Raw genomic sequence first — 15,244 nt, 5'->3', positions numbered from 1 at the left:
GACAGAATACAGGAGAAAAAGATGTCAACATACAGTGATCAGGTAAGAAAAGAGTTTGGGCAGGCGGATGAAAAACGTGACGCGGGACTGACAACACCCGCGGATATCATGCGCTTTGACGATATTTTATATGGAACGGATGAAATATGGCAGAAGCTGGATGTGTACTGCCCGCAGAAAGCAGTAGTGGAAGGAAAGAAACTGCCCGTTATTGTCAGCGTACACGGCGGTGGCTGGGTATATGGCGACAAGGAGCGTTACCAGTATTATTGCATGGATCTGGCAAGACGTGGGTTTACGGTTGTGAATTTTACCTATCGTCTGGCACCGGAGTTTCAGTTTCCTGTACCGTTTGAAGATACCAATCTGGTATTTACATGGGTAAAGGAGCATGGCGCAGACTACTTTATGGACACGGCGCACATATTTGCAGTTGGGGATTCTGCAGGTGCAAACTGCCTTGCGGTCTATGCGGCGATCTGTACCAATCCTGCATTTGCAAAGCATTTTTCATTGCAACTGCCGGACATCACGCTGCGGGCGATCGCACTCAATAATGGGATCGCAAGCATGAAATGCGAGGAAAAGCCGGAAGATCTGACGAGCAGACTGATAGCAGATTATATGCCGGGCGGCGGAACAAAGGAAGAACTCTGGCTGATCTCGCCGGTCTATCATGTGACGGCGGATTTTCCACCGACCTATCTGATGACAGCACCGGATGATTTCTTGAAAATGGAAGCACCGGAATTTGCCGGAAAACTGACAGAAGAAAATGTACCGTTTGTTTACCGGTTTTACAAAGCTGCAGATGAACAGCTTGGACATGTGTTTCATCTGAATCTGAGATCAAAAATGGCGACAATCTGTAACGATGAAGAATGTAGATTCTTTCAAAGCTACCTCTGATTGTCGCCGGCTGATTTTTCTTACATGGAGATCCAGCCAAATGCATTGGCAATGGAACTGATCAGAATGATCACAGCAAAGATCGGACACAGATACCGGATCATAATATAAAATACTTTTTTGCGGCGGAATTTTCCGCCGTTTTCTGTTACTTCTTCTTCAACGTGTTTCAGACCGACAACCTTTGTGATGAACAGACAGGTTGCAACAGCCGCGATTGGCATCATGACAGAGTTTGTCAGGAAGTCAAAGAAATCAAGGAACTGCATACCAAGGATCTTTACACTGCTGAGCGGGCCATAGCCAAGGCAGGAAAGACTGCCAAGCAGAAGCATGATGATGCCAAGTAAAATGGTTCCCTTCTTTCGTGACCAGCCAAATTCATCCTCAAAAGTAGATACAACGCTTTCTGTCAGCGCAATGGAGCTGGTGATCGCAGCGAAAAGCACAAGCAGGAAAAATAACATGCCTGCAACAGTACCAAAGCCCATGCTGGCAAATACCTTTGGCAGTGTAATGAACATCAGGGAAGGACCTGCCTGTAGCGTATCAGGATCACCGCCCGAAAAGGCAAATACCGCAGGAATGATCATCAGTCCCGCGATCATGGCGATCGCCGTATCAAAAATTTCTACATTTTCGGTAGATTCTTCTATAGAAACATCTTTCTTCATATAAGAACCGAATGTGATCAGAATACCCATGGAAATCGAAAGCGAATAAAACATCTGTCCCATGGCCGTTACAACGGTCATCCAGGAAAAATGCCGGATGTTTGGAACAAGAAAATAGGAAACACCTTTGAGCGCGCCCGGTCTTGTGACAGAATAAATCGTAATGATGACAGATAAGATCACGAGTACAGGCATCATAAATTTGGAAACACGCTCTATGCCGTTGCGTACACCTGCAAAAATAATTGCCAGTGTGATAAAACAGAAAATGATAAAGCACAGTTCTGTTGTGAATCCGTCAGAGATAAAGGAAGAGAAATAACCGTCCGCTGCAAGCTGCTGTCCATGCCCTGTCAGATAGCTGAACAGATATTTGATGACCCATCCGCCGATCACGGAATAATAAGGAACGATCAGCAGCGGGATAATGGCATTGAGCCAGCCACCCAGGGAACGCAGGCGGGTTTGCCCAAAAGACTGAAAAGCGCCGACAGGGCTTCGCCGCGTCATACGGCCGAGTGAACTTTCTGCCACAATCATCGTATAACCGAAGGTAAGTGCCAGCAGAATATAGATCAGAAGAAAAATACCGCCGCCGTATTTGGATGCCAGATAAGGGAAACGCCAGATGTTTCCAAGCCCGACAGATGCGCCCGCAGCGGACAGTACAAAACCGATCTTTCCGGAAAAAGTGCTTCTTTTTTTGTCATTTGAATGATTCATTATAATTAAACTCCCTCTTTACAAGATAAATCTAAGCGTAGCATATACTGCACAAAAATGCAATTCCGAAGAGTTCACAAAATCTTCACAAAAAATTAGCACTCACCTCTTGACAGTGCTAATGCTAGGTGTTATAACAGTTATAGAACAAAGGAAGAGGAACAAAAGGAAAGAAAGTTCCGAAGCTTCCGGTTCTGCTCTAACTTTAAAACAAATGGTTTCAATATAGAAAGGATGGATGACTTATGTTAATGCCTAGCATTTTTAGTAATGATTTATTTGGAGATTTCTTCGAGGATCCTTGGTTTAGTAAGGATTACGACAATGTAGAAAAGAAGCTGTACGGACACAGGGCAAAAAATGTGATGAGTACAGATGTGAAAGAAGTAGAAAACGGATATGAACTTGAAATGGATCTTCCGGGATTTAAGAAAGATGAGATCAAAGCAAGCGTTGAGAACGGTTATCTGACCATCAGTGCAGCAAGAGGTCTTGATGAGGATGAGAAGGATAAGAAATCCGGCAAATACATCCGTCGTGAGCGTTATGCCGGTGCGTGCGAACGTAGCTTTTATGTGGGCGAAGGAATCAGCCAGGATGATATCAAGGCTTCTTTCCAGCATGGTATTTTGAAACTCTTCATTCCGAAAGAACCGGAAAAACCTGTTGAAGAAAAGAAATACGTTGCGATCGAAGGATAACAACAAATGCCCCGGAGTGATCCGGGGCATTTATGCATGACGAGAACCCGGTGTATAGTATGAAATAAAGCGGAATGAACGGAAAAGAAGGTGAAAAGAATGGCTGGCAAGCGTGATTATTATGAAGTGCTTGGAATTGACAGAAATGCGGATGAAGCTTCCATAAAAAAAGCCTACAGAAAAATGGCAAAAAAATACCATCCGGATATGAATAAAGATAATCCGGCTGCGGAGGAAAAATTTAAGGAAGTTACAGAAGCCTATAATGTATTAAGCGATAAAGAAAAGAAGAAATTATACGATCAGTTCGGGCATGCGGCTTTTGAAGAAGGTGGAGGCGCAGGCACCGGTGGATATGGGCAGCAGGCAGGTTCCGGCTTTGGAGGCGGTTCTTTCCACTTTGGAGGCGGTTCCGGCGGCTATCAGGAATTCCATTATACCGGAGAAGATCTGGATGATATTTTTGATGGCATTTTCGGACAGGGAAAAGGCTTTGGCGGGTTCCACTTCGGTGGAGCAGATCAGGAAGAGAATATTTTTGGCCACAGAGGACGTGCAAGGCGCAGCAGAGAAGGGGAAGATGTTCTGGCAAAGGTGGATGTTACCTTTGAGGAGGCTGCACTTGGTGCGGATAAAGTGATCAGTTTCCGCTCGCCGGACGGTTCACAGCAGTCACTGAAAGTGCACATTCCCGCAGGAATCGATTCCGGACAGAAGATACGTCTGCGCGGAAAAGGAATGCCCGGTCAGAACGGCGGGCAGGCGGGAAATATGCTCCTTGAGGTCACAGTGCAGGATAAGCCCGGATTTGAACGAAAGGGAACAGATCTCTATACAACAGTGGAAATTCCTTTTGAAACAGCGGTTCTTGGCGGTGAGGCGATCGTACCGACACTGACCGGTAAAGTAAGCTGTAAGATCAAAGAAGGTACACAGTCCGGTACAAAGATCAGATTGAAGGGCAAGGGAATCGTATCGATGAAAAATCCGTCTCAGAAAGGGGACGAATATGCTGTCATACAGATCCATGTACCAAAACATCTGACACCGGATGCAAAGCAAAAATTATCAGAATATGCAAAAGCTGCTTCATAAATTGCTCGACAAATGTACTTTCCTGTGGTAAAGTATGAAATAAGTCATGATCTTACCCATATGGACAGGGTAAGAACGAAGTACAGCACCACAGAGCGCTGTCCTGAATTATGGGGAAGCTGAGTAGAAAGTAATAAGCTATCATAGTTATGATGCTTGGAATAATCCAGAATAGGGAATCGTTCAATGTGGATATTGTACGATTCCCTAATTTTTTAGGATGTTTATTTAAATCTTGAGAATGCCACTTAATCAACAGAAAATGCACACTTTTGTCAATTTTGTGTTGGGATAGACTTGTAGAAACTGTTCACGTGCGCAAAAGCTGCGGAGGAAAAATTATGTGGCATGTAGAGACCGATTTTTTTGCATTAGCGGTTTTCCTGATCATGTTTATCAAGGAATATGGACTGCGAAAAGAACGAAAATTAACACAAAGGGCGGGGAAGATCCCGCAGGACATCCGAAGTGATGCCTTTTATCTGGTTCTGATCTTCAGTATGATAAGTGCGCTGATCGATATCATATCGTCAGTCGCCATGAATGATGCGAAGAACTGGTGGTTTTATGAGATTTCAATGACGATCTATGTGATCAGTATGCCTTTGCTGGCAGCAACCTGGGTAGGGTATGCATACGTTCTGATCCATCAGGATGATACACCCGGAAAGCTCCGAAAAGGAATATCTGTTATGCTGATCCCTTATCTGTGCTATGCCTGTCTGGCGGTCAGCAATCCGGTTACCGGTCTTTTCTTTAAACTCTCCAAAACAATAGAATATGAACGGGGCATATTATTTATGTCGGTCGGAGTTGGCTCTATCATGCTGTATTCCGGTATGGGATTACTGCTTGTGCTTGTCTACTGGAAGCGGATCACCCCTCGGTTTCATGCCATTCTGCTTACGACATTTTTTGCCATCACAGCAGCCTTTACATGGGTACAGCTCGCACATCCGGGCTGGCTCATTATCAATGCAAGTTATGCTGTCATTTACGTCTGGTGTGATGTGGCGATCGAAGATCAGTGCAGAAGAGCCTTGTATCAGGAGATCCGACAGAAGAATGAAGAACTGAAAGTGACTGCGGATAAGGCAGAAGCCGCAGCGCACGCAAAAACAGAATTTTTATCCAGAATGAGCCATGATATCCGGACACCGATGAATGCGATCATAGGACTGACACATCTGGCAAAGAGCGAAGAAAATATACAGACGATCCGGGATGATCTGAATAAAATAGATTCTTCCAGTAAATTTCTGCTGGGACTGATCAATGACATACTGGATCTGAGTAAGATTGAAAACGGTGAAATGACACTGCATGAAGGGCCGTTTACCAGAGAGGAATTCCAGGATTCCATTCAGACGGTCATCAAGCCGCTGATCGATGAGAAACAGATCAATTTTGTATTTGATATGAGATGTGGCATAGACTGCATTAAAGTGGACAGACTGCGCTTTTCACAGATTTTCTTTAATCTGCTGTCCAATGCGGCGAAGTTTACACCGACAGGCGGAACGATCGAGTTTATATCAGAACGGTTTCAGCTTGAGGGAGAAACGGACGGGAAAGTCGGAATGCGTATGTATGTCCGTGATAACGGGATCGGTATGAGCAAAGAATTCCAGAAGCATATGTATGATCCGTTTTTACAGGAGCGGTCAGAACTGGGAGACCTTGTAAGAGGAACCGGGCTGGGACTTCCGATCGTAAAAAGCCTTGTGGAAGCGATGAATGGTACGATTGAAGTAACGAGTGAGCTGGGAAAGGGAACGGAGTTTGTCATAGAAATGCCGGTAGAACTTGCCGAAAGACCGAAAAAGGAGCAGGAGGTCAGCACCGGTAAGGATGGATTGAAGGATATGCACATTCTTCTGGTGGAAGATAACGAGCTGAATATCTATGTGGCAAAAGCAATCCTGGAACAGTTTGCCTGCGTGGTATATGTAGCAAACAACGGACAGGAAGCAGTCACAAAATTTGCGGAATCCACAGAAGCCTTTTATGACATTGTGTTAATGGATGTCCATATGCCTGTCATGAATGGAATGGAGGCAACAAAGCGGATCAGGGAGCTGAACAGAAAGGATGTGGGAACGGTTCCGATCATTGCCATGACGGCGGATGCGTTTGATGAAGAAAAAGAAGAGATCCTGCATGCAGGCATGACCTGCCACCTGCCAAAACCGATCGATCCGCCGCTTTTGTATCAGACCCTTTTGCAGTATAAGAAATGCTGATTGCGGGCGGCTAATCGGTATCTTTCATCAGCTCCGGGACAAGATTGCTGTAGTATGCTGTCCTGCCGGCTAAAACATCATCATAGAAGCTTTGCTTCCAGTCTATATAAGCAACTGATTTCTGCAGTTCTTCCATAGATGAAAGCAGGGCTTCTTTTTTCTTTTCTAAAATGACCTTGCGCTGCGGGATAGAGCGTTCGCCCTGCAGACAAAGTGCAAGGTATTCTTTCATTTCTGAGATACTCATGCCACAGCCCTTCAGACAATTCAGGCTGTTGATCCATTTGATGTCATGTTCATCAAAAACGCGGTAATTACGTTTGTCACGCTTCACATTTGGGATAAGTCCTTCATTGCAGTAAAATTTCAGATTTTCATAAGTCATTCCTGTCTGCTGGCAGGCTTCTTTCATGGAATACATTTCATTACTCCTTTCTGTGATAGAATCGGAAGCAGAATGTTTCTGCCAAGTTCACATTATTTTCACAACATTATTTTCACAAAACGCTTGACCGGTAGCTACTACCGACTGATATGATCGTATCATAAAAAGTAAACAATAGCAAGTAAGGAGGACAAACAATGGAATATGTAACTTTAAACAATGGCGTAAAAATGCCGATTTTAGGATATGGTGTTTATCAGGTAACCAAAGAGGAGTGCAAAAGATGTGTTCTGGATGCTTTAAAGGTGGGATACAGAGCGATCGATACAGCGCAGAGCTATTTTAATGAAGAAGAAGTTGGAGAAGCGATCGCAGAATCCGGTATTCCGAGAGAAGAGATCTTCCTGACAACAAAAGTATGGGTAGAACACTACGGATACGAACAGGCAAAAGCATCTGTTTTGGAATCCATGAGAAAACTGAAAACAGATTATCTGGATCTGGTACTGTTACATCAGCCATTTTCAGATGCATACGGTGCATATCGTGCATTGGAAGAACTGTACGAAGCAGGTAAGATCAGAGCAATCGGTATTTCCAATTTTTATGTAGACAGAATGGTTGATTTTGCATCCTTTAACCGGATCAAACCGATGATCAATCAGGTAGAAACGCATATTTTCAATCAGCAGAAGGAAATGAAAGAATGGGCAGACAAGTATGACATCCAGTTGGAAGCATGGGCTCCGTTCGGTGAAGGCAGAGGCGGTACATTTGATAACCCGGTCATTGCAGAGATCGCAAAGAAATATGGAAAAACACCTGCACAGGTGATGCTGCGCTGGCATATCCAGAGAGGCGTTGTAGTGATTCCGAAATCCACACATATAGAAAGAATGGAAGAGAACTTTAACGTCTTTGATTTTGATTTGTCCGAGGACGATATGCAGAAGATCGCAGAGCTGGATAAGGCAGAAAGCGCATTCTTCTCTCATCAGGATCCGAATATGGTAGAGTGGTTTGTGAAGATGGTAGAAGAAAGAAAAAAGAACCATGACAGTGCAAAAGAAAAGAAAAACTGGTAAGAGAGGCAGGTAAGAAATAATGAGAAAGTGGTTATGTACAGTGTTGGCAGTGAGTATGCTCGCAGGCATATTGACAGGCTGCGGCAGTACTTCCGATCAGGCGGAAGCGGATGCACCGGCAGTAGAAAGTCAGGATACAGAAACAGTAGCAGATGCTGCAGAAGTGCCAGATGATGCCACAGATGCAGTGACGGATACGACAGATACACAGGAAACGGAGGCGCAGACTGTTTCAGAAGGAAAAACACTTGTTGTATTTTATTCTGCAACAGGCAGCACAGCAGCAGTTGCACAGACGATCGCAGATACAGCGGGAGCAGATCTGTTTGAGATCACACCGGTGGAGCCATATACAGGGGATGACCTGAACTGGTCCAATGAAGACAGCAGAGTATCCAGAGAACATGACGATGAAAGCCTCAGAAACGTGGAACTGACACAGGAAACACCGGATCACTGGGAAGACTATGATACAGTTCTGATCGGATATCCGATCTGGTGGGGAACTGCTGCATGGTCTGTAAATAATTTTGTGAAGGACAATGATTTTACAGGTAAGACCGTAATCCCATTTTGTACATCAGCTTCTTCCGGTATCGGAGACAGTGGAAAGCTGCTGGCTGAAATGGCAGGAACAGGTGACTGGCAGGACGGACAGCGATTCAGCTCGGCTGCAGACGACCAGGATGTAAAGGACTGGGTATACTCTTTAAATATCACGGAATAAAGAGTAACAAAGCGCATAGCGTTCACAAAATCTTCACAAAAAATTAGCACTCACCTATTGACAGTGCTAATGCTAGGTGTTATAACAGTTATAGAACAAAGGAAGAGGAATAAAAAGAAAGAAAGTTCCAGATCTTCCGGTTCTGATTTGACATCAAAACAAATGGTTTTTAATGATAGAAAGGATGGATGACTTATGTTGATGCCTAGTATTTTTGGAAACGATTTATTTGGAGATTTCTTCGAGGATCCTTGGTTTGACAATAAGGATTTCAAGAATATGGAGAAAAAGCTGTACGGACACAGAGCTAAAAATGTGATGAGTACAGATATTAAGGAACTGGATGACGGCTACGAGCTTGAGATAGACCTTCCGGGATTTAAGAAAGATGAGATCAAAGCGAGCGTTGAAAATGGTTATCTGACCATCAGTGCAGCAAGAGGTCTTGATGAGGACGAGGAAGATAAGAAATCCGGCAAATACATCCGCCGTGAGCGTTATGCCGGTGCTTGTGAGCGTAGCTTCTATGTTGGCGAAGAGATCAAGCAGGAAGATATCAAAGCTTCCTTCCAGCATGGTATCTTAAAGCTCTTTGTTCCAAAGAAAGAAGCAAAGCCTGCTGTAGAAAACAAAGGTTACATTGCAATTGAAGGATGATAAGTTAGCGAAAAGTGCCCCGGAGCGATCCGGGGCACTTTTTATGTGATAGAATATTCCTATCACATAAAAAGATCTGCAAGGATGCACATTCATTATATTATATTCACTGAGCAATATATTGCAAAAAGTAAGCGATATTCTGTTAAAAAGAATCTTTACAGAAAAAAAGAAATTCTGTAAAATACCCCTGTATCACAAATGAATATTGGGCAAAGCAGTCGAAAGACTGTGACGCAAAGCTATAGGGCCTGTAAGATGGCAGCCAGTTGCCTTTTATTAAAAGATATTGTGTTCGAAGATCGAGCGTGCTGCTTTGCCTTTTATATGTAAAGTAGTACGCTTATATTTTTGTAAGGGATAATGCGATGAGAAGTGAAATGTTTCAAACGGAGTTTATACCGTTCGAGGAAGAAAATCTATATTCCGGGGATATCCGCGCAGTTGGAGAGGAAAGTCTTTCGGCGATGAGCCATGCCATTGAAAATTGTTATGCGGTCGGTGTTGTGAGCGGCTATTATGATGAGAAACTCTCTATTTTATCTGCCAGCCGTTTTTTTCTGAAAAATCTGGATTATGAATTTGAAGAAATGATGGAAAAAACAGGCGGATCACTGGTGGAGCTGGTCTGTGAATCGGACAGGGAATTGTTTTCTCTGGCACATTTTATGCAGGCGCAGGAACGTGGAGAGTGTCGGATGATCGCAAAGAACGGCGATCTTCTGGATATGCAGCTCTACAAGGAGGATTCTGTTGACACAAGTGGCAGACCAATCTGGGTGCTTGCGGTCAGACTGAATTGGGAAAGCTATAACATGACGCTGGTAAACAGTGTGATAAAATCCGGTTCCTGGTATTTTGACTGCGATGAAGAAGGCAGGATTACCAGAGTCGTCTGGGGACGTCGGTTCCGGGAAATGCTCGGTTATCACAGTGTGATCGACTTCCCGAATGAACTGTCTTCCTGGTCGGATCTTCTGCATCCGGATGACAAGGAACAGACGTTAAACGCTCTGATGTGCGCTATTGAGGATAAGACGGATTTTAAGAAATATAATGTAGAATACCGTATGAAAATGCAGGACGGGAGTTATGAATGGTTCCGTGCCAATGCGGAAGTCAGCAGACGTATCGATGGCAGCGTCCGCAGAATTATAGGTATTTTTGTCAATATCAATGCGGAAAAACAGGCAGAGATAGAAAGACAGAATTATTACAGCCTGCGTGCAAAAAATGAAGAGATGGATCAGGTCATCCAGTCTCTGATCCGGCTGGTGAATCGTTTTGTGATCTGTAATCTGGACACAGATACGTACCAGTATTATGAAATGGAGCATGCAGAGACCATTTTCGAAAAAAACGGTGGTTATACAAACTGGATCAGTCAGATTTCGGAATACTGTATTCCGCTGGCTGAGGATGAAAAACTGGAAGATTATTTGTCTATGGCTAACCTGCAAAGTGAGTTGAAAACAACGGATGATGCGATCCAGTTTGAATACAGCATGCCAAAAGAAAATAAGTATAAACAGATGGTAGTGCTTCCGCATGCATGGAAGGATGGCCGCCTGACACAGGTACTTCTGGTGTCACAGGATATCACGGCAGAAAAAGAAGCGGAGATCAAATCCAGACAGGCGCTCAAGGATGCATTTGATGCAGCAACAAAAGCCAGCAGGGCAAAGACGGAGTTCCTGGCAAATATGTCCCATGATATCCGGACACCAATGAATGCCATTGTCGGGATGACTGCCATTGCAGGCGCAAATATCGATCAGAAAGAAAAGGTGATCGACTGTCTTTCCACGATCACACAGTCCAGCAGACACCTGCTTGGACTGATCAATGAAGTGCTTGATATGAGCCGGATAGAAAGCGGTAATGTTTCTCTGACGGAGGAAGAATTTAATTTGTCGGAGCTGACCGACAATCTGATCGCCATGGTAAAAGACTCACTGGCAGCGCATCATCACCGGTTTGAGATGCATCTTCGCCGGATCGAGCATGAAAATGTACGTGGTGACAGCCTGCGGATCCAGCAGGTATTTACGAATATCATGAGTAACGCCATTAAATACACACCGGATGGCGGAACGATCCTCTTCTCAATTGAGGAAAAGCAGACGGGGCATAAGGACATCGGCTGTTACGAGTTTATCGTGGAAGATAATGGAATCGGTATGAGTGAGGACTTTTTGAAAGTCATATTTGAACCGTTTACCAGGGTGGATGATAAGAGAACTTCCCGGATCCAGGGGACAGGTCTTGGCATGGCGATCACCAAAAACATCGTATCCATGATGGGCGGTAATATCAAGGTGGAAAGTAAACCGGGAAAAGGAAGCCGCTTTATTGTCGATATTTTCCTGAAACTGCAGGAAGAACAAAGCGAAAAGATCGAAGAACTGGTGGATCTCCCTGTGCTGGTGGTGGATGATGATCATGTCTGCTGCGAAGGAACTGTTGCAATCCTGCAGGATATCGGAATTAAGGGAGAATGGGTGGATTCCGGTCTTCTGGCGATCGAAAAGGTAAAGGAACGCCATACACGCATGGATGATTACTTCGCGATCATTATGGACTGGCAGATGCCCGGAATGGACGGTATTGAGGCAACCAGACGGATCCGGAAGATCGTCGGACGTGAGGTTACGATCATTGTGATGTCAGCCTATGATTACGCGGAGATCGAGGAAGAAGCAAAGGCAGCAGGTGTTGATGCCTTTATTACAAAGCCGATGTTTAAGTCGAAGATTTCCAGAGCGCTGCATGATATTGTGCGGGGAACGCACCAGAGGGCAGATACCTATCTGGATGGGATCCGCAAGAGCAATTATACGGGAAAAAGAATTTTGTTAGTTGAGGACAACGAGCTGAACAGTGAAATTGCAAAAGAGATCATCGAGATGACCGGCGCAACGGTAGAAACAGTGGCGGACGGACAGGAAGCGATCACAAGAATAGAAACAGTGGAGGATGGTTACTACGCTCTTGTATTCATGGATATCCAGATGCCAAAGATCAATGGTTATCAGGCAGCAACTGCGATCCGTTCAATGGAAAGAGAATGGACCGGAAAGCTTCCGATCATTGCCATGACGGCGAATGCGTTTACCGAAGATGTGGTTATGGCAAAAGCTGCGGGCATGAACGAGCATGTGGCAAAACCGCTTGATATGAATAAGCTTTGCGACGTGCTGAAAAGATGGATGTAAGAGGCTTGTATTTTCAGACAATATATGATACACTATGGAAACAAAAGCGCATAAAGTATAAAATGAATTTCAAAGAGGAAATTCCCTTAGGGGAGTTTCCTCTTTTTTGTAGCGAGGAAGGAAATCAAGCATTGTCGTATATTTGCGTAGCAAATGTACGGCGAAATAACCTGCGTAGCAGGTTATAGAAGTGTTCACCCGAGCGTACAACGAGAAAATCCAGAGCACGAAGTGCGGATGCTGCGAAAGCAGCATGATTTTCGAGTAGTGAGTTCATTTAGATGCAGATTTGCGCAAGAAGGAGGAAAATTATGAAAAAGAAAGTACTTGGTTTATTATTGGCTGTTATGACAGCAGCAATGCTGACAGCCTGCGGAAGCAGCAAAGAGGCAGATACGAGTGCAGCAGCAGAAAGCACAGATGCGGCAACGGATGCAGCTACAGATGCGGCAGAAGGCAGCAGCGCAGAAAAGAAAGTATTAAAGGTCGCAATGGAATGTGGTTATGCTCCATATAACTGGACACAGGCAGATGATTCCAACGGTGCGGTAAAGATCAACGACAGCTCCGATTATGCATATGGTTATGATGTCATGATGGCAAAGAAAATTGCAGATGCACTTGGTTATGAGCTTCAGATCGTCAAGCTGGACTGGGATTCTTTAGTACCGGCTGTACAGTCAGGAACAGTTGACTGCGTCATTGCAGGACAGTCTATTACATCAGAACGTCTGCAGATGGTAGATTTCTCAGAGCCATATTATTATGCTTCTATTGTCGGTCTGGTAAAGAGTGACGGACAGTATGCGGATGCCAAGGGCGTTGCAGATCTTGCAGGTGCAACCTGTACTTCGCAGCTTGGTACGGTATGGTATGATGTCTGCCTGCCACAGATCAAGGATGCCAATATCCAGCCTGCACAGGAATCTGCTCCGGCGATGCTGGTTGCACTGGAAAGCGCACGTACAGACCTTGTAGTGACAGATATGCCAACCGCAAAGGCAGCAGTCGTTGCTTATCCTGATCTGAAGCTGCTTGACTTCACGGATTCCGATGATAACTTCCAGGTTTCCGAGGAAGAGATCAACATCGGCATTTCCGTCAAGAAAGGAAACACCGAACTTTTAGATGGTATCAACTCTGTTCTTTCCACGATGACAACAGATGATTTTGATGCCATGATGAATGATGCGATTTCTGTTCAGCCATTGTCTGAATAAGGGGATCGCCTTTAAAGGAGAAATATTATGATTTCCGAAATGAACTTTTTTGAACGTATTATTTATATTTTACAAAACTATGGAATCTCCTACTTAAAAGGGGCAGGCACAACACTGCTGATCGCACTTGTTTCCACGGCGATCGGCTGTGTGATCGGCTTTGCGGTCGGTATTGTACAGACGATACCTGTGGATAAAAAACGGGATGGGATCGGCAAACGGTTTCTGCTGGGGCTTGTCAAGGTAATTCTGAAAGCCTATGTGGAGATTTTCCGAGGTACACCAATGATCGTACAGGCAGTCTTCATTTATTTCGGGCTGTCACAGATGTGCAATATCCAGCTTGGTATGTGGCAGGCAGCTTTTCTGGTTGTTTCCATCAATACCGGTGCTTACATGGCAGAATCGGTCAGAGGTGGTATTATTTCCGTTGATCCGGGACAGATGGAAGGCGCAAAGGCAATCGGTATGACACATGTGCAGGCAATGCTCAAGGTCATTCTACCGCAGGCATTTCGGAATATCATTCCGCAGATCGGCAATAACTTTATCATCAACATCAAGGATACTTCAGTCCTGTCAGTCATCAGTATTGTGGATCTGTTCTTTGTTCATAAAAGCGTGGCTGGTGCTTTATACACTTATTTTGAATCCGCTACGATCGTCATGTGTATTTATCTGACGATGACGCTTGTATCCTCCAGACTTCTGGCACTCTGGGAAAGAAAGCTGGACGGTGATGACAATTACGAGCTGGTGGATGTCATGGATATCGGAAATCAGATGCGTGTTTCAGGAAGGGGGAGAGCATAATGGATACAGAAAAAGTACTGCAGATCTCTCATCTGGAAAAATCCTTCGGAACACATGAGGTTTTGCGGGATATCGATTTTACGGTCAATAAAGGCGAGGCAATTTCCATCATAGGACCTTCCGGATCGGGAAAATCCACACTGCTGCGCTGTGTCAACCTGTTGGAAACACCGACAGGCGGCAATATTTACTACCACGGAAAAGATATCACGGATGCGAAAATGAACATACCTTCCTACAGAGAACATGTGGGAATGGTTTTTCAGAATTTTAACCTGTTTGCCAATATGACGGTGCTGGAGAACTGCATGACAGGACCTGTCACCGTTGCAAAGAAAAGCAAAAAGGAAGCCAAAGAGCTTGCAATCAAATTTCTGGAAAAGGTTGGCATGGAGCAGTACATCAATGCCAAACCAAGACAGTTATCAGGCGGACAGAAGCAGCGTGTTGCCATTGCGCGTGCGCTTGCCATGGAACCGGAAGTGCTCTTATTTGATGAGCCGACTTCTGCTCTGGATCCGCAGATGGTCGGAGAAGTGTTGTCCGTAATGTCTAAGCTCGCAAAAGAAGGCATGACGATGCTTGTTGTCACACATGAAATGGCATTTGCAAAAGAAGTTTCCGATAAGGTCATCTTTATGGCGGACGGCGTGATCGTGGAAGAAGGCTCGAGCAGTGATATTTTTGAGCATGCAAAGCAGGAACAGACAAAGGAATTTCTGAACCGTTTTCATACAACGGTCTGAATTTGCGCAAATAAAATAAAAGAGTATAAGAGAAGGAGTTTTGCCGGTACA

The 15,244-nt window shown here is 44.6% G+C and carries 13 protein-coding genes and 1 riboswitch; of the genes, 11 read left to right on the top strand and 2 right to left on the bottom strand.

The window, feature by feature from the left end:
* The first annotated feature begins 21 nt into the window (after positions 1 to 21).
* Positions 22 to 909 carry an alpha/beta hydrolase gene (locus KQI22_RS09865; RefSeq protein WP_216551908.1) on the top strand — a complete coding sequence of 296 codons (888 nt, stop codon included), beginning with the start codon at positions 22 to 24 and terminating at the stop codon, positions 907 to 909.
* A 20-nt stretch (positions 910 to 929) separates the two neighbouring features.
* Here KQI22_RS09865 and KQI22_RS09860 read toward each other — a convergent pair whose 3' ends face one another.
* The gene (locus KQI22_RS09860) at positions 930 to 2,306 is read right to left on the bottom strand and encodes a sodium-dependent transporter (protein WP_216551907.1); all 1,377 of its coding nucleotides are present in this window, start codon (positions 2,304 to 2,306) and stop codon (positions 930 to 932) included.
* Positions 2,307 to 2,551: 245 nt separating this feature from the next.
* On the opposite strand from KQI22_RS09860, the gene KQI22_RS09855 reads away from it, so the two are divergent.
* The 3 genes from KQI22_RS09855 (at position 2,552) to KQI22_RS09845 (ending at position 6,345) form a co-directional block, all read left to right on the top strand.
* Complete coding sequence (locus KQI22_RS09855; protein WP_216551906.1) at positions 2,552 to 3,007, top strand: Hsp20/alpha crystallin family protein; 456 nt, start codon at positions 2,552 to 2,554, stop codon at positions 3,005 to 3,007.
* 99 nt (positions 3,008 to 3,106) lie between these two features.
* Positions 3,107 to 4,102 carry a DnaJ C-terminal domain-containing protein gene (locus KQI22_RS09850; RefSeq protein ID WP_216551905.1) on the top strand — a complete coding sequence of 332 codons (996 nt, stop codon included), beginning with the start codon at positions 3,107 to 3,109 and terminating at the stop codon, positions 4,100 to 4,102.
* Positions 4,103 to 4,443: 341 nt separating this feature from the next.
* Positions 4,444 to 6,345, top strand: a complete 1,902-nt coding sequence (locus KQI22_RS09845; protein WP_216551904.1) for an ATP-binding protein — start codon at positions 4,444 to 4,446, stop codon at positions 6,343 to 6,345.
* 10 nt (positions 6,346 to 6,355) lie between these two features.
* On the opposite strand, the gene KQI22_RS09840 is transcribed toward KQI22_RS09845, so the two are convergent.
* Positions 6,356 to 6,766, bottom strand: a complete 411-nt coding sequence (locus tag KQI22_RS09840) for a MerR family transcriptional regulator (protein ID WP_216551903.1) — start codon at positions 6,764 to 6,766, stop codon at positions 6,356 to 6,358.
* A 161-nt stretch (positions 6,767 to 6,927) separates the two neighbouring features.
* Between KQI22_RS09840 and KQI22_RS09835 the strand changes: the two genes are divergently transcribed.
* The 7 genes from KQI22_RS09835 (at position 6,928) to KQI22_RS09805 (ending at position 15,193) form a co-directional block, all read left to right on the top strand.
* Entirely contained in the window at positions 6,928 to 7,815 is an 888-nt protein-coding gene (locus tag KQI22_RS09835) for an aldo/keto reductase (RefSeq protein WP_216551902.1), read from the top strand.
* Between the two features lie 19 nt (positions 7,816 to 7,834).
* Positions 7,835 to 8,542, top strand: coding sequence for a flavodoxin (locus KQI22_RS09830; protein WP_216551901.1), 708 nt, complete (start codon positions 7,835 to 7,837; stop codon positions 8,540 to 8,542).
* A gap of 195 nt (positions 8,543 to 8,737) precedes the next feature.
* On the top strand, positions 8,738 to 9,199 hold the full coding sequence (locus KQI22_RS09825; RefSeq protein ID WP_216551900.1) for an Hsp20/alpha crystallin family protein: 462 nt from the start codon (positions 8,738 to 8,740) through the stop codon (positions 9,197 to 9,199).
* 201 nt (positions 9,200 to 9,400) lie between these two features.
* Positions 9,401 to 9,476, top strand: a riboswitch (cyclic di-GMP riboswitch).
* A gap of 103 nt (positions 9,477 to 9,579) precedes the next feature.
* Entirely contained in the window at positions 9,580 to 12,414 is a 2,835-nt protein-coding gene (locus KQI22_RS09820; protein WP_253293594.1) for a hybrid sensor histidine kinase/response regulator, read from the top strand.
* 311 nt (positions 12,415 to 12,725) lie between these two features.
* Entirely contained in the window at positions 12,726 to 13,634 is a 909-nt protein-coding gene (locus tag KQI22_RS09815) for a transporter substrate-binding domain-containing protein (RefSeq protein ID WP_216551899.1), read from the top strand.
* Positions 13,635 to 13,673: 39 nt separating this feature from the next.
* Positions 13,674 to 14,447 carry an amino acid ABC transporter permease gene (locus tag KQI22_RS09810; protein WP_253293593.1) on the top strand — a complete coding sequence of 258 codons (774 nt, stop codon included), beginning with the start codon at positions 13,674 to 13,676 and terminating at the stop codon, positions 14,445 to 14,447.
* Complete coding sequence (locus KQI22_RS09805; RefSeq protein ID WP_216551897.1) at positions 14,447 to 15,193, top strand: amino acid ABC transporter ATP-binding protein; 747 nt, start codon at positions 14,447 to 14,449, stop codon at positions 15,191 to 15,193. Before KQI22_RS09810 ends, KQI22_RS09805 begins: the two co-directional genes overlap by 1 nt.
* The last annotated feature ends 51 nt before the right edge of the window (positions 15,194 to 15,244 follow it).

This window comes from Kineothrix sp. MSJ-39 (genome assembly GCF_018917935.1).
Classification (GTDB): Bacteria; Bacillota; Clostridia; order Lachnospirales; family Lachnospiraceae; genus CAG-194.
This window is presented reverse-complemented; position numbering and strand designations above follow the sequence as displayed.

Excerpts from the sequence above, each read along its gene's own strand:
- KQI22_RS09865 (WP_216551908.1), top strand. The coding sequence starts at position 22 with ATGTCAACATACAGTGATCAGGTAAGAAAAGAGTTTGGGCAGGCGGAT.
- KQI22_RS09860 (WP_216551907.1), bottom strand. The coding sequence starts at position 2,306 with ATGAATCATTCAAATGACAAAAAAAGAAGCACTTTTTCCGGAAAGATC.
- KQI22_RS09855 (WP_216551906.1), top strand. The coding sequence starts at position 2,552 with ATGTTAATGCCTAGCATTTTTAGTAATGATTTATTTGGAGATTTCTTC.
- KQI22_RS09850 (WP_216551905.1), top strand. The coding sequence starts at position 3,107 with ATGGCTGGCAAGCGTGATTATTATGAAGTGCTTGGAATTGACAGAAAT.
- KQI22_RS09845 (WP_216551904.1), top strand. The coding sequence starts at position 4,444 with ATGTGGCATGTAGAGACCGATTTTTTTGCATTAGCGGTTTTCCTGATC.
- KQI22_RS09840 (WP_216551903.1), bottom strand. The coding sequence starts at position 6,766 with ATGTATTCCATGAAAGAAGCCTGCCAGCAGACAGGAATGACTTATGAA.
- KQI22_RS09835 (WP_216551902.1), top strand. The coding sequence starts at position 6,928 with ATGGAATATGTAACTTTAAACAATGGCGTAAAAATGCCGATTTTAGGA.
- KQI22_RS09830 (WP_216551901.1), top strand. The coding sequence starts at position 7,835 with ATGAGAAAGTGGTTATGTACAGTGTTGGCAGTGAGTATGCTCGCAGGC.
- KQI22_RS09825 (WP_216551900.1), top strand. The coding sequence starts at position 8,738 with ATGTTGATGCCTAGTATTTTTGGAAACGATTTATTTGGAGATTTCTTC.
- KQI22_RS09820 (WP_253293594.1), top strand. The coding sequence starts at position 9,580 with ATGTTTCAAACGGAGTTTATACCGTTCGAGGAAGAAAATCTATATTCC.
- KQI22_RS09815 (WP_216551899.1), top strand. The coding sequence starts at position 12,726 with ATGAAAAAGAAAGTACTTGGTTTATTATTGGCTGTTATGACAGCAGCA.
- KQI22_RS09810 (WP_253293593.1), top strand. The coding sequence starts at position 13,674 with ATGAACTTTTTTGAACGTATTATTTATATTTTACAAAACTATGGAATC.
- KQI22_RS09805 (WP_216551897.1), top strand. The coding sequence starts at position 14,447 with ATGGATACAGAAAAAGTACTGCAGATCTCTCATCTGGAAAAATCCTTC.